We start from the raw sequence: 17,275 nt of genomic DNA on the forward strand, positions 1-17,275 counted from the left end.
CGGGTTCCGGGCGGGGGTGGTCGTCACCCGGGCCCTGCGGGACTTCGGCGCCGCCCACCCGGATGTCGAGGTGCACGCCCGTCGGGTGGAGTGGGACGACCAGGAGGAGCTGATCCTGGACGGGACGGTCGACATCGCCTACGTACGCCGCCCGGTCCGGGAGCAGGGCCTGAAACTGCTGCCGCTGTTCAGTGAGGCCCGCGTGGCGATGCTTCCCGCCGACCACCGCCTCGCCGGAAAACAGGAGCTTTCCCTGGCCGACCTGGCGGACGAGCCCCGGCTGAGTTACGCCACCCCCGCCACCCCCGCCGGCCCCGACGACCTGCCGATCCGCACGATCGAGGAGAAGTTCGAGTGCGTGGCGAGCGGGGCCGGCATCACGCTCGTACCGGAGTCCGTGGCCCGGCAGTACTCGCGCCCCGACATCACCTACGTACCCGTCCCGGAAGCGGACCCGGACGAGGTGCTCCTGGCGTGGGAGGCGAGCCGCAGGTCACCGCTGATCCCGGCGTTCGTACAGGCCGCAGGGGCCTGAGGCGGGGCCCCTCTGCGGCGCAGGGGGCGCTCCCCGCCGGTCGGGGCCCCGCCGCCGTGTCGCGGGGAGCCGGTCAGCCCTGGGTGGCCGCGGCCTGCAGGGCGATGCGGTCCTCACCCGCGTACACGTTCATGGAGCTGCCCCGCAGGAAGCCCACCAGGGTCAGACCGGTCTCCGCGGCCAGGTCCACGGCCAGGGACGAGGGCGCCGACACCGCGGCCAGCACGGGGATGCCCGCCATCACGGCCTTCTGCGCCAGCTCGAAGGAGGCCCGGCCCGAGACCAGCAGGATGGTCCGGGACAGCGGCAGGTCCCCGTTCTGCAGCGCGCGGCCGACGAGTTTGTCGACCGCGTTGTGCCGCCCCACGTCCTCGCGTACGTCGAGCAGCTCGCCGTCCTCGGCGAACAGCGCCGCCGCGTGCAGGCCCCCCGTCCGGTCGAAGACCCGCTGGGCCGCCCGCAGCCGGTCGGGGAGGCTCGCGAGCAGCTCGGGATCCACCCGGACCGGGGGAGTGTCGGCGATGGGCCAGCGGGCCGTCGTACGGACCGCGTCCAGGCTCGCCTTGCCGCACAGGCCGCAGGACGAGGTCGTGTAGACGTTGCGCTCCAGGGTGATGTCGGGGATCGCCACGCCCGGCGCGGTGGTCACGTCCACCACGTTGTACGTGTTTGAGCCGTCCACCGTGGCGCCCGCGCAGTAAACGATGTTCTGCAGGTCCTTCCGCTCGGCCAGCACACCCTCGCTGACCAGGAATCCGGCGGCGAGCGCGAAGTCGTCGCCGGGGGTGCGCATGGTGATCGCGAGCGGCCTGCCGTTGAGTCTGATCTCCAGGGGTTCCTCGGCGACGAGCGTGTCCGGACGGCTGGAGACCGCCCCGTCCCGGATTCGGATCACCTTGCGTCGTTCCGTGACTCGTCCCATGTCCTGATCAGCCCCGGTTCTGTACGTGCTGGTAGCCGAAACGGCCCTTGATGCAGAGGTTGCCGTGGGTCACCGGGTTGTCGTGCGGGGAGGTGACCTTCACGATCTCATTGTCCTGCACGTGCAGGGTGAGGTTGCAGCCCACTCCGCAGTAGGCGCACACGGTCGTCGTCCGCGTCTGTGCGGACTCGTCCCAGGTACCCGCCGCGCGCATGTCGAACTCCGACTTGAACGACAGGGCTCCCGTCGGGCACACCTCGATGCAGTTGCCGCAGTACACACACGCCGAGTCGGTGAGCGGCGCGTCGTGCTCCACGGCGATCCGGGCGTCGAAGCCGCGCCCCGAGACGGAGATCGCGAAGGTGTTCTGCCACTGTTCGCCGCACGCGTCCACGCACTTGTAGCAGAGGATGCACTTGTCGTAGTCGCGTACGTACAGCTCGTTGTCGATCTTCGGTGACTCGTCCACGCGGGCCGCGTCCGGGCCGAAGCGGTCCGGTTTCGCCTCGTACTCCTTGATCCAGTCGGCGGCCTTCGGCGTCGTGGACAGGTCGACCGAGGACGCGAGCAGTTCGAGGACGATCCTGCGGCTGTGCCGGGTGCGCTCGGTGTCGGTACGGACCTCCATGCCGGCCTCCGCCTTGCGGGAGCACGCCGGTACGAGCGTTCTGGACCCCTCGACCTCGACGACACAGACCCGGCAGGCGTTCCTGGGCCGCAGTGTGTCTCCCTGGCACAGGGTCGGGACGTCCTTCCCGGCCGCCCGGCAGGCGTCCAGGATCGTGGCGCCCTCGGGGACCCTGGCCTCCTGCCCGTCGATCGTGAACTCGACGAGCCGGCGCGGCACCCCGAGCGGTATCGCGGTCATTCGTACGCCCCCAGACGGTCGATGGCGGATTCCACGGCGTTCCACGCGGTCTGCCCGAGACCGCAGATCGAGGCGTCCCGCATTGCGCGGCCGACCTCCCGCAGCACGGCGATGTCGTCGGCCGCGTCTGCGCCCGTGCGCTCCGCGATCCGGTGCAGCGCCTCCTCCTGGCGCACGGTCCCGACCCGGCACGGCACGCACTGGCCGCACGACTCGTCGCGGAAGAACTCCGCGATCCGCAGGAGCAGCCGAGGGAGCGGAACCGTGTCGTCGAAGGCCATGACGACGCCCGAGCCGAGCGTCGTGCCCGCCTCCCGGGTGCCTTCGAAGGTGAGCGGGATGTCCAGCTCGTCGGGGCGGACGAACCCGCCGGCCGCGCCGCCCAGCAGCACGGCGCGCAACCGGTCCCGTACCCCGGCCAGCTCCAGCAGCTCACCCAGGGTGGCGCCGAACGGCAGCTCGTAGATCCCGGGCCGGTCGACGCTGCCCGACACACAGAACAGCTTCGGCCCGGTGGACCTCTGCGTACCGGTCGCCGCGTACGCCGGTGCGCCCATCGTCAGGATCGGCAGGACGTTGACCAGGGTCTCCACGTTGTTCTCGACGGTGGGTCTGCCGAACAGACCCTTCTCCACGGGGAAGGGCGGTTTCGAGCGCGGTTCCCCCCGGTAGCCCTCGATGGAGTTGAAGAGGGCGGTCTCCTCGCCGCAGATGTACGCGCCCGCGCCCCTGCGGATCTCGATGTCGAAGGCGTATCCCTGGCCGAGGATGTCGTCGCCGAGCAGTCCCCGCGCGCGTGCCTGCGCAAGGGCGTGCTCCAGCCGGCGCAGGGCCCGCGGGTACTCGCCGCGCAGGTACACATAGCCCTGGTGAGCGCCGATCGCGTACGCGGCGATCGTCATCGCCTCGACGAGCGCGTACGGATCGCCCTCCATGATCACCCGGTCCTTGAAGGTGCCAGGCTCGGATTCGTCGGCGTTGCACACGAGGTAGTGCGGATGGTCGGGCTGGGACGCGGTGGCCTGCCACTTGCGGCCGGTGGGGAAGGCGGCGCCACCCCGCCCGGCCAGACCGGAGTCGGTGATCTCGCGGATGACCCCGGCGGGGCCGAGCGCGAAGGCCCGGCGCAGGGCCGCGTAGCCGCCGTGGGCGCGGTAGTCGTCGAGCGAGGACGGGTCGACGACGCCGACACGGCGCAGCAGTGTCAGTGACGGGTCACCTGCCTGGGGGACCGCCATCGCCGCCGGTGGCTCATCGGGCGCCGAGTCGGGTGCGCTCGCGGCGAGGACGGCGGCTTCGACGGTCGTCGGCGCCGACACGGCCGTACGCACCGGATCCCCGGCCCTGACCGCGAGCGCGGCCGGGGCGCGTTCGCACAGGCCCAGGCATGGACTGCGCTCGACCGAGACACCACCTGAAGGGCCCAGCCGGGACTCGATCCCGGCGCACATCTCGCCCGCCCCGGCCGCCGCGCACGCGAGGTCCGTGCATATGTGGAGCACGGTCGCGGGACGGGGCTCGACCGAGAACATCGCGTAGAACGTGGCGACCCCGTACGCCTCAGCCGGCGGCACGGTCAGCCGCCGGCACAGATAGCCGAGCGCGCCCTCGCTGATCCAGCCGATCCGGTCGTTGAGGGCGTGCAGCCCCGGCAGCAGCAGATCGCGGCGCTCGCGGGCCTCGCGGCCGCCGCGCGCCCACCTCAGGTCGGCGTCGGACCGGTCCGCGCCCTCCCACGAGGACTCCGGAGGGCCCAACAGGGCGTCCACGGCCGCCCGTTCCTCGTCCGTGGGTTTGCCGTCGCCGAAGTGCAGGTCCACCACATCACCTCACGTGAATCGGGGCCGGAAGCTTCTCGATCCGGATCGCCGACGCCTTGAACTCCGCCGTGCCCGCGATCGGGCAGTTGGCCTCGATCGTCAGCTGGTTGGTGTCCACCTCGTCGGGAAAGTGCATGGTCATAAAGGCGAGCCCCGGGCGGAGGGCGGTGTCGACCCACACGGGCGCCACGACCGATCCGCGCCGCGAGGTCACCCGGACCTCCTCGCCCACCACGATCCCGTACCGCTCGGCGTCCTCCGGGCACAGCTCGACATACTCGCCGCGCCGCAGCGGGGAGGCGAAACCGCCGCTCTGCACCCCGGTGTTGTACGAGTCCAGCCGCCGCCCGGTCGTCAGCCGGATCGGGTACTCCTCGTCGGTGAGGTCGACCGGCGGATCGTGCCGGACGATCCCGAACGGCGCGGGCATGCCACGCCGGCCCGGGTCCGTTTCCCACAACCTGCCGTGCAGATAGGCCGGTTCGAGCTTCTCCGTGGTGGGGCAGGGCCACTGGATGCCCTGGTGCTGTTCCAGGCGCTGGTACGTCATTCCGTAGTGGTCCGGCGACACCGACCTCAGCTCGTTCCAGACGGCCTCGGCGTCGGCGTACTTCCACTCATGACCGAGCCGTGCCGCCAGATCGCAGATGATGTCGATGTCCTCGCGTGCCTCACCGGGCGGGGTCACCGCCCTTCGTACACGCTGAACCCGCCGCTCGCTGTTGGTGGTCGTGCCGTCGGTCTCCGCCCATCCGGCGGTCGCGGGCAGCACGACGTCCGCCAGTTCGGCGGTCTTCGTCAGGAAGATGTCCTGCACGACGAGGAAGTCGAGCGCCCGGAGCCGTCGCACGGCCTGCTCGCTGTCCGCTTCCGACTGCGCCGGGTTCTCGCCGATGCAGTAGACGGCCCTCAGCGTGCCCTCGTCCATCGCCTCGAACATCTCCGTCAGGTTCAGCCCGTAGTGCGGCTGGATGACGGTGTCCCAGGCGGATTCGAACTTGTGGCGGGCCTCCGGGTCGAGGATGTCCTGGAAGCCGGGCAGGCGGTTGGGGATCGCGCCCATGTCGCCGCCGCCCTGCACGTTGTTCTGGCCGCGCAGGGGCTGCAGGCCCGAGCCGTAGCGGCCGACATGGCCGGTGAGCAGGGACAGATTGATCAGCGCGCGGACGTTGTCGGTGCCGTTGTGGTGCTCGGTGATGCCAAGGGTCCAGCACAACTGGGCGCGTTCGGCGCGGGCGTAGGCGTGGGCCAGTTCCTTGATGGCGCGGGCCGGTACGCCCGTCACCTTCTCGGCGAGCGACGGTGTCCACGGTTCGACGAGCTCCCGGTACTCCTCGAAGCCGGTCGTCGCCCGTTCGACGAACGCCTCGTTGGCGAGGCCGGCGTGGATGATCTCGCGGCCGATCGCGTGCGCCATCGGGATGTCCGTGCCGACGTTGAGGCCGAGCCAGCTCTCCGCCCACTCGGCGGTGGAGGTGCGGCGCGGATCGACCGCGTACATCCGGGCCCCGTTCCTGATCCCCTTCAGGACGTGCTGGAAGAAGATCGGGTGGGCGAAGCGGGCGTTGGAGCCCCACATCACGATGACGTCGGTGCGCTCGATCTCCTCGTACGACGACGTCCCGCCGCCCGAGCCGAAGGCGGCCGACAGGCCCGCGACGCTGGGCGCGTGGCATGTGCGGTTGCAGGAGTCGACGTTGTTCGTACCCATGACGACGCGCGCGAACTTCTGCGCCACGTAGTTCATTTCGTTGGTCGCGCGGGCGCAGGAGAACATGCCGAATGCGCCCCGGGCCGCCTCGAGGCCCCGCGCGACGCGCTCCAGCGCCTCCTCCCAACTCGCCTGCCGGAAGGGTTCGTCGCGGGAGTCCCGTACGAGCGGGTGCGTGAGCCGGGTGTAGGTCCTGGGTTGGCGTTTCCTCATGCGGCGCTCCTCAGCGCGAGCAGGTCCGAGATGGCGTGCACGGTGCGCAGGGTGGGCACTTCGATGCCGGTGATCTCCGCCAGCTCGACGACAGCGGCGAGCAGGACGTCGAGTTCGAGCGGTTTGCCGCGCTCCAGGTCCTGGAGCGTGGAGGTGCGGTGGTCGCCGACGCGTTCCGCGCCCGCGAGGCGCCGTTCGATGGAGACGCCGACGGCGCAGCCGAGGGCCTCGGCGACCGCGAGTGTCTCGGTCATCATGATCTCGATGACCTTGCGGGTGCCGCCGTGCAGGCACATCTGCCGCATGGTCGCGCGGGCCAGCGCGCTGATCGGGTTGAAGGAGATGTTGCCGAGCAGCTTGAGCCAGATGTCGTTGCGCAGGTCCGGTTCGACCGGGCACTTCAGGCCGCCGGCCTGCATGGCCTCGCTGAACTCCAGACAGCGGGCCGAGACACTGCGGTCGGGCTCGCCGATGGAGAAGCGGGTGCCTTCCAGGTGGCGGACCACGCCCGGCCCTGCGAGCTCGGTTGCCGCGTAGACCACACAACCGATGGCCCGTTCGGGCGCAAGCACCGCACTGACCGCGCCGTCCCGGTCCACGCTGTCCACGCGGTGGCCGTCGTAGGGGCCGCCGTGCCGGTGGAAGTACCACCAGGGGATGCCGTTCTGGGCGGCCACGACCGCCGTGGTGTCGTGCAGAAGGGGCTCGATCAGCGGTCCGCACGCCGCGTACGAGTTGGCCTTCAGGCCCAGGAACACATAGTCGGCCGGGCCGATCTCGGCCGGGTCGTCGGTGGCGTGGGCGTGCGCGGTGTAGTCGCCGCGCGGGCTGAGCACCTGCACCCCGTGCCGCCTCATGGCCGCCAGATGCGGTCCACGGGCGACGAGGTGCACATCGGCGCCCGCGCGATGGAGCGCGGCACCGACGTAGGCGCCGATCGCACCGGCGCCGAGGACTGCGACTTTCACGAGAACACTCCGTTCGGTCGAGGGAGTACCGCGGAGGTGGGGATGCCGAAGCAGGATGTCTGATTCCGGGATGCCGAATCTTGTCGACGGAATATTGTCTACAGTATGGGGGTTGGGTCGGCAAGGGCCGGCGCAGCACAGGAAACCGGTTGGGCCCCCTGCGATCATCAGCGTCTATCAGCGCGACACACCCGCCACGCACGACGCGTTCGAACTGACCGTGGTCTTCGCCCGCTTCCTGCTCCCGCAGATCTTCTTCTACGGCGTGTTCAGCATCTTCGGCCAGGTCCTCAATGCCCGGAACCGATGCGGCGCCATGACGTGGACCCCGGTCCTCAACAATCTTGTCCTGATCGCCATGTTCGGCCTCTACCTCGGCCTGATGACCGCCCCCGAACAGGTCTCGGACATCACCGACGCCCAGGTCGGACTGCTCGGAGCCGGGACAACACTCGCTCTGGCCCTCCAAGCACTCGCCTTGATCCCCTACGCCCACGCGGCCGGTTTCCGGTTCCGGCCGCGCTTCGACTGGCGCGGCACCGGTCAGCTTCATCGCAGCGTTCACCAACATCATCGGAACGACCCCGGGCCGCTCCCGAACCAGTCGCCAGACCACCGCCCACGCATCTCAACTCCCGACGGTGGTCAAGTAACCGGCTCCAGCCGCTATTGGTGCGGCATCCAGGCGATCGGCCACAGGAATCCGGTCGCGCGGCTGCAGGTCCGCACCGGCAACGGCCGGCGGCAGCGCGGAGACCCTCCTCGCGTTGAGTGACCGATCAGGGTCTCCGAGTCGCCAACTGTCAGCAGAGAACCCGCAAACCGGAGATCAAAGAGGCCACGCGGCCATCAGGTCCAGCTGCGGCTCCCGCCAACTGTCGATCAAAGTCACAGGTGGGTGTGACCGTTCACCGCACCGTGGATACCGCTCACCGCATACGGTCGACCTGACGGTTCTCAACTTCCGTTCCTCCGCCTACCGTTCGGGATCATGAGCCCCCCAGTCGCTCCCCCGGGATGGAGCCGTTGGCTGGTCCCGCCCGCCGCTTTGTCCGTTCATCTCTCCATCGGCCAGGCCTACGCCTGGAGCGTGTTCAAACCGCCCCTGGAATCCGCCCTCCATCTGAACGGCACCGAGAGCGCGCTGCCCTTCCAGCTCGCCATCGTGATGCTCGGCCTGTCGGCCGCGTTCGGCGGGACGCTCGTCGAACGCAACGGGCCGCGCTGGGCGATGACCGTCGCCCTGGTCTGCTTCTCGTCCGGCTTCCTGATCTCCGCGCTGGGCGCGGCGAGCGAGCAGTACTGGCTGGTCGTCCTCGGCTACGGGTTCGTCGGCGGCATCGGTCTCGGCATCGGCTACATCTCACCCGTGTCCACACTGATCAAGTGGTTCCCGGACCGGCCCGGCATGGCCACCGGCATCGCCATCATGGGCTTCGGCGGCGGCGCGCTGATCGCCTCGCCCTGGTCGGCGCAGATGCTGAAGTCGTTCGGCACCGACCACTCCGGTATCGCGCTCGCCTTCCTCGTGCACGGACTGTCGTACGCCGTCTTCATGCTGCTCGGCGTCCTGCTGGTACGGGTGCCGCGGACCGAGGACCGTACGAGCACAGCGGCCGGGCCGAGCGCGTTCGAGGGTGTGCAGGTCTCCGCCCGCAACGCCGTGCGCACCCCGCAGTTCTGGTGCCTGTGGATCGTGCTCTGCATGAACGTGACCGCCGGCATCGGCATCCTGGAGAAGGCTGCCCCGATGATCACGGACTTCTTCGCGGACACCTCCACCCCCGTGTCGGTCTCCGCGGCCGCCGGCTTCGTCGCGCTGCTGTCGGCGGCGAACATGGCGGGCCGCATCGGCTGGTCGGCGACCTCCGACCTGGTCGGGCGGAAGAACATCTACCGCGTCTACCTGGGCGTCGGCGCGCTGATGTATCTGCTCATCGCGTCGTTCGGTGACTCCTCCAAGCCCCTGTTCATCCTGTGCGCGCTGGTGATCCTCTCCTTCTACGGCGGTGGATTCGCGACCGTCCCCGCCTATCTGAAGGACCTCTTCGGGACGTACCAGGTCGGAGCGATCCATGGCCGGCTGCTCACCGCCTGGTCGACGGCCGGTGTCCTCGGGCCGCTGATCGTGAACTGGATCGCCGACCACCAGAAGAGCGCCGGCAAACACGGGTCGGCCCTCTACAGCGTGTCCTTCATGATCATGATCGGGCTGCTCGTCGTCGGGTTCATCGCCAATGAGCTGGTCCGGCCCGTCCACCCCCGCCACCACATTCCCGCACCGAAGGAGGCCACCGATGGCCGGCGAGAGCAGCCCGCCTGACCGACGTGCCCTGATCGCCCTTGCCTGGCTGTGGGTGGGGGCGCCACTCTGCTACGGCCTCTACGAGCTCGTGCTCAAGGCCAAGCAGCTGTTCACGGGGTGAGGCCCGGACGGCCGTACGGGACATGCTCGGGCGTCCGAGAAGCTGCGGGAAGCCGACAACACGGGCGCCCGATTCCTGTCGCTTCACATGCCGCCGTACCCGTGAGTCACTGATCAGACTGGTGGATCCCGCTACCCACGGCAACGAGGGGGAACCACCCATGTTCGGCTCGCGCATCGCCGCCGTCGGCCACTACCAGCCCGCCAGGGTACTCACCAACGAGGACCTGGCGGGCATGGTCGACACCAGCGACGAGTGGATCAGGACCCGGGTCGGCATCCGGACACGTCATATCGCCGGGCCCGACGAGCCCGTCGACGAACTGGCCGCGCACGCCGCCGCCAAGGCGCTCGCGGCGGCGGGCCTCGCGCCCGGCGACATCGACCTGGTCGTGGTCGCCACCTCCACGGCCATCGACCGCTCGCCGAACACGGCCGCCCGGGTCGCGGCCCGGCTCGGCATCCCGTCCCCGGCGGCGATGGACGTCAACGTCGTCTGCGCCGGCTTCACACATGCCCTGGCCACCGCCGACCACGCCGTGCGCGCGGGCGCGGCCACCCGGGCACTCGTCATCGGCGCCGACAAGATGTCCGACGTGACGGACTGGAGCGACCGGACCACCTGCGTGCTGGTCGGGGACGGCGCCGGAGCCGCCGTCGTCGAGGCATGCACGCCCGGTGACGGGCCCGGGATCGGGCCCGTGCTGTGGGGCTCGGTGCCCGAGATGGGGCACGCGGTGCGCATCGAGGGCACGCCCCCGCGGTTCGCCCAGGAGGGGCAGAGCGTTTACCGGTGGGCGACCACCCAGCTGCCGCCCATCGCACGCCAGGTCTGCGAGCGGGCCGGGATCGCGCCCGAGGACCTCGCCGCCGTCGTGCTGCACCAGGCGAACCTGCGCATCATCGAGCCGCTCGCCGAGAAGCTCGGCGCCGTGAACGCGGTCGTCGCCCGGGATGTCACCGAGTCCGGGAACACCTCCGCGGCCAGCATCCCGCTCGCTCTGTCGAAGCTCGTGGAGCGCGGGGAGATCTCGGGCGGTGACTCCGTGCTGCTCTTCGGGTTCGGCGGGAACCTGTCGTACGCCGGGCAGGTCGTCCGGTGTCCGTGAGCGGTCGCCGGGCGGTCGTGTCGAGCCGCCTCTGAGGGGCCGGGTCAGGTCGTCCCCGGGCGGCCGTACCGAGCCGTCCCCGAGCTGCCGTGTGACGAGGCCAACTCCCCCCGTCCCTGACCATTGTGCGCCGTAGACTGTAGACGAAAGACAATCCATACTGGCTTTCCGGCTACTGCGCTGCCGTTGCCCTGGAGGGGGACCGCGATGTTGTCGACAGGACTGCCGCAGGGGGCGGTGCCCAAGCTCGAGCGGCCCGGTCCGCTGCGCGACCGGGTCTACGAGGCGCTCCTCGAACTCATCACCACGCGTGCGCTCCAGCCCGGTCAGCATCTCGTCGAGAGCGAGCTCGCCGGGCACCTCGGGGTCTCCCGGCAGCCGGTGCGCGAGGCGCTGCAGCGGCTGAACACCGAGGGATGGGTCGATCTGCGGCCCGCCCAGGGGGCGTTCGTGCACGAGCCGACGGAGCAGGAGGCCGACCAGCTCCTCACCGTTCGTACGCTGCTGGAGGCCGAGGCGGCCCGGCTGGCCGCGGCCCATGCGGGCAGCGCCGGCATCACGGCCCTGGAGGAGCTGTGTGCGGAGGGCGAGAAGGCCGTCGCCGCCGACGATGTGGACGGTGCCGTCGCGATGAACGCCCGCTTCCACGCGAAGATCATGGAGCTGGCGGGCAACGCCGTCCTCGCCGAACTCGCCGCACAGGTCGACCGCCGGGTGCGCTGGTACTACACGCCGGTCGCCCGGCAGCGCGGACAGCAGTCCTGGGTCGAGCACCGCGCGCTGATCGCCGCGATCGCGGACCGTGACGAGCAGCGTGCCACGCAGCTCATGCGCGAGCACACCGAGCACACGCGGCAGTCGTATCACGCACGGGCGCAGTCCTGAACCTGCTTCCTGCCGGGGCTCCCGGGTCGGTTGCCCGGGCCGGACCCGTGCGGAACCGACTTTGTCCCGTGAGTGGAGAAAGCCGGCAGCAATCCGTGCGCAACTTCGTCCCAGCCCCGGCAGCCGCTGTTCCCCTCGAAAGCCCGACAGCGGTGGCCGAAATGAGGCGGGGAGGGGTTCGTGCGACGCATGACGGCACGACCTGCGAACGCACATCAGGCCCGGCTGCTCAAGCTGTTGCGCGACGGGACCCAACTCCCGGGCTCAGCTGGGTGATCAGGTGTCCGCGCGGGACTGGGGCTCGCCCCGAGGAGCGCAAGGCACAGGCGCTGCTCATGCTGGAGTCCGTCACCCGCAACGTCTCGGTCTCCTCCCTGTCCCGCTTCTCGCGCGGAGGCCGGCTCGACCGCGGCGCCGAACTCGGCGCGGCCCGCGCCGCCACTCGCGAGGTGTCGCTGCGCCCCGACAACCCCTCCGTACCGATCCGCACGCTCTCCGGCGGTCGGCGCCCGCCCGCGAACTCGACGAGCACCGCACCCTCTCCCTTCTGGCGGTGCTCGCCGTGCGGTGCCGTCAGCCCGCGGTCTGCGGCTGAGGAGCCCGCGTCACCTCTCGGCTTCGCCCCGGCTGCCGCAGCAGCAGGGCGATCACCGCCGCCACCATCGAGACGGCGCCGGCCAGCGCGTATGCGCCGTTGTAGCCCCAGGCTCCGACCACCATGGAGCCGAGGCCGCCGCCGAACAGGCCGCTGATCAGCTTGCCGCTGTACACCAGCCCGTAGTTGGTGGCGTTGTAGTTCTCACCGAAGTAGTCCGGGGTCAGCGCCGCGAACAGCGGGTAGAACGCGCCGCCGCCGAAGCCGGAGAGGAAGGCGAAGAACAGGAACAGCCACTCGCTCCTGACGTCGCCCGCCCAGATCACGCCGAACTGGGCGAGCCCCAGGACCACGATGACGAACACCAGGGTCGGCTTGCGGCCCCACCGGTCGGACAACCAGCCCACGACCCCGCGTCCGATGCCGTTGATGACCGCCATGACGCCCATCGACGACGCCGCGACCAGGGGACCGAAGCCGACCTCCTTGGCGAAGTCGACCTGGAACGAGATCCCGAAGATCGACACGCCGGCGGTCATCACGATGGACACCCACATCAGGGGCAGCATGCCGGTCCTGATGGCCTCCTTCGGCGTGTACTGCCGTGCCGCAGGGGGGTTCTTGACGAGGCTCGCCGCGTTCTTCCGGTTGCCGGATCGGGTCAACGGATCGATGTCCGCGGGCCACCAGTTCTTGGGCGGGTCCTTGAAGAAGAACGCGCACGCGAAGACGACGACCATGATGTAGCAGCCGATGAGGTCCAGCACACGGTGGTAGTTCGCGGTGTCGAACGCGTAGTTGAAGATGAAGATGAACGGCAGCGAGCCGTAGGCGAATCCGCCGTTGACGAACCCGGTCCGTGCGCCTCGCCGCTCGGGGAACCACTTGCCGACCATGTTGATACAGGTCGCGTAGACCAGGCCGGCGCCCAGCCCGCCGATGACGCCGAAGCCCAGGATGGCGAGCCACACGTTGCTCAGGTGCGACAGAGCGAGGAAACCGGCGACGCACATCGCGGAGCCGAGGAACATTGCCTTGCGGGCGGTCAGGATGCCCTTCTCCCGCAGCCAGCCGGCGGGGAAGGCGATACCTGCCTGGAAGAACACCCAGATGCTGAGGATCCAGAAGGTGTTGCTCTGTGTCCAGCCGTGCGCATGGGACAGGGTGTCCTCCGCGGAGCCGTACGCGTATTCGAAGACGCTGATGCCCATCATGGCGATCCACGGCAGATACACCATGAGCTTGCGGGAGTGGCCGAGGATGTCCCGGTCGGTCTCCCCGATGCGGTAGACACGGCCGTGAGCGTCGGTCACTTCGCGATAGGGACGGTGCGCGGCGTCGGGGCCGGCCGATGAGCTGTTCGTTGCCATGGGGTCTGCCGTCATGTCACGCCATCTCCTCGCCGAGCGGGTGCGGGTTGGGGACGATGCGCCGGACGTCGGGCCTGCCCGGTGCCTTGAGGAAGAGGGCCAGCACTGCGGAGGCCAGGCCGATGGAGCCCGCAAGGACGAACGCGCCGTGGTAGTCCCACTCACCGACGACGACCGCGCCCAGTCCGGACCCGACGAGCCCTGAGATCAGCTTCGAGCTGTAGACCATTCCGTAGTTGGTGGCGTTGTTGTTCTCGCCGAAGTAGTCCGCCGTCATGGCCGCGAACAGCGGGAAGATCGCGCCGCCGCCGAAACCGGAGATCATGGAGCAGACCAGGAAGAACGGCATGCTGCCCACCTGGCCCGAGACCAGCACGCCGAACTGGGCCGTGCCGAGCACGATGCAGACGATGATCAGCGTGTTGCGGCGGCCGTAGCGGTCGGAGATCCAGCCGATGACGCCGCGCCCGGTGCCGTTGACGATCGCCTTCAGGGACATCGCCGTGGCGACGATGCCGCCCGCGAAGCCCATGTCCTTGCCGAACGGAACCTGGAAGGCGATCCCGAAGATGTTGATACCGGCCGTGCACAGCAGACAGAACCACATCATCCACAGCACGGGCGTACGGGCGGCCTCCCTGGGGGTGTACTGCCTGACCGCCGGGGGGTTCTTCTCCAGCGCGCGGCGGATCTTCGGATCCTGGGTCATTTTGAGGGGGTCGACGTGTGCCGGCCACCAGTTCTTCGGCGGGTCCTTGAAGAACCAGCCTGCCGTGGCGACCACCAGGCACAGTCCGATGCCGACCCAGCTGAGCACCACCTTGTAGTTGCTCAGGTCGAGCACGGAGGTGAACAGGAACACGAAGGGTACGGATCCATAGGCGAAACCGCCGTTCACGAAGCCGGTCTTGCCGCCCTTGCGCTCCGGATACCATTTGCCGACCATGTTCACGCAGGTCGCGTAGACGAGGCCGGCACCGATGCCGCTGCACATGCCGAAGCCGAGGTAGGCGACGATCACGTTCGGCGCGAAGGCCAGCGCAAGATAGCCCAGCAGCGTTCCGCAGGCGCCGATCAGCATGGCCGTGCGGGCGGGCAGTCTGCCGCTCTCCCGCAGCTGTCCGGCGGGGAAGGCCACGGCCGCCTGGAAGAACACCCAGACGCCCATCAGCCAGAAGATGTGTCCGCTGCTCCACAGATGAGCTTCGTGGAGCGTGTCCTCCGCCGATGTGAACGCGTATTCGGCGGAGCTGATGCCCATCATGCCCACCCAGGGCAGGACGACCATCCATGTACGTTTACGGCCCATGATGTCGACGTCCGACTCGCCGATCCGGTACACACGGCCGTTGCGGTCCGTCACCTCTCTGTAGGGGACGGTTGTCGATATATCGGTGGATGTCATATTGCCCAGCACCCCTTGCTTCGAAAGTTCTGGCCAGCGCCCCCTGTCCAATGCCTTTCGTGCGCGCACGGGTCCGGAGGGCGGTCGACGCGCACCGTCGGCCGCCCCCGCGTTCACTCACCTCATGAACCGCCCCCCAACAGGCCCGCCGCCCGCGCCGAGCGGGCTGCGTTTCGTCCGGGGGCAACCCCCGGGCCTCCGGCCGATTCTGCGTGTGCCGGGGTCATCGCAGGACCCCCGCCGCCCGCGCCCAGCGGGCTGCGTTTCGTCCGGTGCAACCCCCGGGCCCCCGGCCGATTCTGCATGTGCCGGGCCATCACAGGACCCCCGCCGCCCGCGCCCAGCGGTACTTCGCGCCGAGTACGGCCACCGGCTTCTCGGTCGTGTACGGGTATGCCACGACCCCTCGCTCGTACAGGTACTGGCAGGCCTCCTCGACCTCGACATCACCGGCGAGCGACGCCACCACCGGCTTCTCGACGCCGCGCTCCCGGAATTCGGCCACCACGCGCGCGGTGAGTTCGGCGAAGACCATCGGAGGGGTCACGATGGTGTGCCAGTAGCCCAGCACCAGCGCATGGATGCGGGGGTCCTCCAGACCCAGTCGGATCGTGGCCTCGTACGTCGACGGCGGCTCGCCCCCCGTGATGTCCACCGGGTTGCCCGCCGCTCCGAAGGGCGGGATGAACTTCCTGAAGGACGCGTCCAGGTCAGGCGGGATCTCCATCAGGGACAGGCCGTTGTCGGTGACCGCGTCGGACAGGAGTACGCCGCTGCCGCCGGCCCCGGTGATGATCACGACGTTGTCACCCTTGGGGGTGGGCAGCACCGGCAACCCGCGCGCGTACTCCAGCATGTCGTTGAGCCCGGGCGCCCTGATGACGCCGGCCTGCCGCAGGATGTCGTCGTAGACGGCGTCGTCGCCCGCGAGTGCCCCGGTGTGCGAACCGGCGGCCTTCGCACCCGCCGCCGTGCGGCCCGCCTTCAGGACCACGACCGGCTTCTTCGGGACGGTCGCCCGTGCGGCCTCCACGAAGGCGCGCCCGTCCTTGAGGTCCTCCAGGTGCATCGCGATGCACTCGGTGTGCGGGTCCTCGCCGAACCAGGTCAGCAGGTCGTCCTCGTCGAGGTCCGACTTGTTGCCGAGCCCGACGATCGCTGAGACACCGGTCTTCGTGGTGCGCGCGAAGCCCAGGATGGCCATGCCGATGCCACCGGACTGCGAGGTCAGCGCGACCCCGCCCTTGACGTCGTACGGCGTGCAGAACGTGGCGCACAGGTCCTGCCATGTCGAGTAGTAGCCGTAGATGTTGGGACCGAGCAGCCGGATGCCGTACCGCTCGGCGATCGCCACGATCTCGGCCTGCAGTGCGTGCTCGCCGGTCTCCGCGAACCCGGAGGGGATCAGTACGGCGTTGGGGATCTTCTTGCGTCCCACCTCCTCCAGGGCCGCGGCCACGAACTTGGCGGGTATCGCGAAGACCGCCACATCCACCTCACCGGGAACGTCCGTGACACCCTTGTACGCCTTGCGGCCCAGAATGTCATCGGCCTTGGGATTCACCGGATGGATCTCTCCGGAGAAGCCGCCGTCGATGAGGTTGCGCATGACCGAATTGCCGATCTTGCCCTGTTCGTTGGAGGCGCCGATCACGGCGATGGAAGACGGCTGCATCAACCGCCTCATGGAGGTCAGGATTTCGTCGCGCGTGTAGCGGCGGCGCTCCTGGGGAGGCGCCTCGGAGATGATCACGCGGATGTCCGCCGCGACCGCGCCCTCCGGGGTGGCGATCACCGGGTTGAGATCGACCTCGGCGATCTCCGGGAAGTCCGCCACGAGTTGGGACACCCGGCGGATCTGCTCGGCGATCGCCCACCGGTCCACACCTGCCTGTCCGCGCACTCCGCGCAGGATCTCGGCCGAGCGGATCGAGTCGAGCATGGACAGTGCCTCGTCGGCGTCCACGGGCGCGAGCCGGAACGTGACGTCCTTGAGGACCTCGACGAGCACTCCGCCCAGCCCGAACGCCACGACCTTCCCGAAGGTGGGGTCCGTGACCGCGCCGACGATGACCTCCTGCCCCTGGGGGAGCAGCTCCTGAACCTGAACACCCTCGATGCGGGCATCAGGGGCGTAGGCGCGTGCGTTCTCGATGATCTTGTGGAACGCGGCGCGTACGTCCGTGGCGCCCTCCACGCCGACGATCACACCGCCGGCGTCGGTCTTGTGCAGGATGTCCGGCGAGACGATCTTCAGTACGACGGGCCCGCCGAAGCGCGCCGCGTACGCCACCGCCTCGTCGACGTCCGTCGCAAGCTCCTCGCCCGGTACGGCGATGCCGTAGGCGTCGGCGATCACCTTGCCCTCGGGCGCGGTGAGCGCGCTGCGCCCCTCCGCCCGCACGGCGTCGAGGAGCGACCGCACCTTCAGCACCCGGTCTTCGGCCAT

At 69.5% G+C, this 17,275-nt stretch carries 13 protein-coding genes and 2 pseudogenes; 7 read left to right on the plus strand and 8 right to left on the minus strand.

The annotated features are described in order from the left end of the window. On the plus strand, positions 1-535 hold a 535-nt coding region (locus tag ABT186_RS23545; protein WP_351926692.1), incomplete at its 5' end, for a LysR family substrate-binding domain-containing protein. Between the two features lie 73 nt (positions 536-608). Here the strand turns inward: ABT186_RS23545 and fdhD are convergent. The 5 genes from fdhD to ABT186_RS23570 are packed head-to-tail and all read right to left on the minus strand — an operon-like array spanning position 609 to position 7,037. Next, positions 609-1,457 (minus strand): formate dehydrogenase accessory sulfurtransferase FdhD, encoded by an 849-nt coding sequence (gene fdhD, locus ABT186_RS23550; protein ID WP_351228070.1) that lies wholly within the window; start codon positions 1,455-1,457, stop codon positions 609-611. Positions 1,458-1,464: 7 nt separating this feature from the next. Further along, positions 1,465-2,325 carry a 2Fe-2S iron-sulfur cluster-binding protein gene (locus ABT186_RS23555; RefSeq protein WP_351228068.1) on the minus strand — a complete coding sequence of 287 codons (861 nt, stop codon included), beginning with the start codon at positions 2,323-2,325 and terminating at the stop codon, positions 1,465-1,467. Next, positions 2,322-4,145, minus strand: a complete 1,824-nt coding sequence (locus ABT186_RS23560) for an NAD(P)H-dependent oxidoreductase subunit E (protein WP_351926694.1) — start codon at positions 4,143-4,145, stop codon at positions 2,322-2,324. The genes ABT186_RS23555 and ABT186_RS23560 overlap by 4 nt, the downstream gene beginning before the upstream one ends. A 4-nt stretch (positions 4,146-4,149) precedes the next feature. Then, positions 4,150-6,069: a molybdopterin oxidoreductase family protein gene (locus tag ABT186_RS23565; RefSeq protein WP_351228064.1), complete on the minus strand. Its 1,920-nt coding sequence runs from the start codon at positions 6,067-6,069 to the stop codon at positions 4,150-4,152. Then, on the minus strand, positions 6,066-7,037 hold the full coding sequence (locus ABT186_RS23570) for a 2-dehydropantoate 2-reductase (protein ID WP_351926696.1): 972 nt from the start codon (positions 7,035-7,037) through the stop codon (positions 6,066-6,068). Before ABT186_RS23570 ends, ABT186_RS23565 begins: the two co-directional genes overlap by 4 nt. Before the next feature lie 172 nt (positions 7,038-7,209). Between ABT186_RS23570 and ABT186_RS23575 the strand changes: the two are divergent. The 6 genes and pseudogenes from ABT186_RS23575 to ABT186_RS23600 form a co-directional block, all read left to right on the plus strand. Continuing rightward, positions 7,210-7,602, plus strand: a pseudogene (locus ABT186_RS23575) (lipid II flippase MurJ); the annotation flags it as partial. A gap of 426 nt (positions 7,603-8,028) precedes the next feature. Further along, positions 8,029-9,360: an OFA family MFS transporter gene (locus tag ABT186_RS23580; RefSeq protein ID WP_351228060.1), complete on the plus strand. Its 1,332-nt coding sequence runs from the start codon at positions 8,029-8,031 to the stop codon at positions 9,358-9,360. Then, positions 9,335-9,463, plus strand: coding sequence for an MFS transporter small subunit (locus ABT186_RS23585; RefSeq protein WP_351228058.1), 129 nt, complete (start codon positions 9,335-9,337; stop codon positions 9,461-9,463). Before ABT186_RS23580 ends, ABT186_RS23585 begins: the two co-directional genes overlap by 26 nt. Before the next feature lie 160 nt (positions 9,464-9,623). After that, positions 9,624-10,571: a beta-ketoacyl-ACP synthase III gene (locus ABT186_RS23590; RefSeq protein ID WP_351228056.1), complete on the plus strand. Its 948-nt coding sequence runs from the start codon at positions 9,624-9,626 to the stop codon at positions 10,569-10,571. 207 nt (positions 10,572-10,778) lie between these two features. Further along, positions 10,779-11,456: a GntR family transcriptional regulator gene (locus ABT186_RS23595; protein ID WP_351228054.1), complete on the plus strand. Its 678-nt coding sequence runs from the start codon at positions 10,779-10,781 to the stop codon at positions 11,454-11,456. Between the two features lie 290 nt (positions 11,457-11,746). Next, a pseudogene (locus ABT186_RS23600) lies at positions 11,747-11,974 on the plus strand (sugar ABC transporter ATP-binding protein); the annotation flags it as partial. Between the two features lie 55 nt (positions 11,975-12,029). Here the strand turns inward: ABT186_RS23600 and ABT186_RS23605 are convergent. From ABT186_RS23605 to ABT186_RS23615, 3 genes are all read right to left on the minus strand, one after another. Next, positions 12,030-13,436, minus strand: coding sequence for an OFA family MFS transporter (locus tag ABT186_RS23605; protein WP_351228052.1), 1,407 nt, complete (start codon positions 13,434-13,436; stop codon positions 12,030-12,032). 1 nt (position 13,437) lies between these two features. Then, the gene (locus tag ABT186_RS23610) at positions 13,438-14,826 is read right to left on the minus strand and encodes an OFA family MFS transporter (protein WP_351228050.1); all 1,389 of its coding nucleotides are present in this window, start codon (positions 14,824-14,826) and stop codon (positions 13,438-13,440) included. A 316-nt stretch (positions 14,827-15,142) separates the two neighbouring features. After that, positions 15,143-17,275, minus strand: a complete 2,133-nt coding sequence (locus ABT186_RS23615) for an acetate--CoA ligase family protein (RefSeq protein WP_351926766.1) — start codon at positions 17,273-17,275, stop codon at positions 15,143-15,145.

This window comes from Streptomyces sp. NPDC001634 (genome assembly GCF_040298185.1).
Classification (GTDB): domain Bacteria; phylum Actinomycetota; class Actinomycetes; order Streptomycetales; family Streptomycetaceae; genus Streptomyces.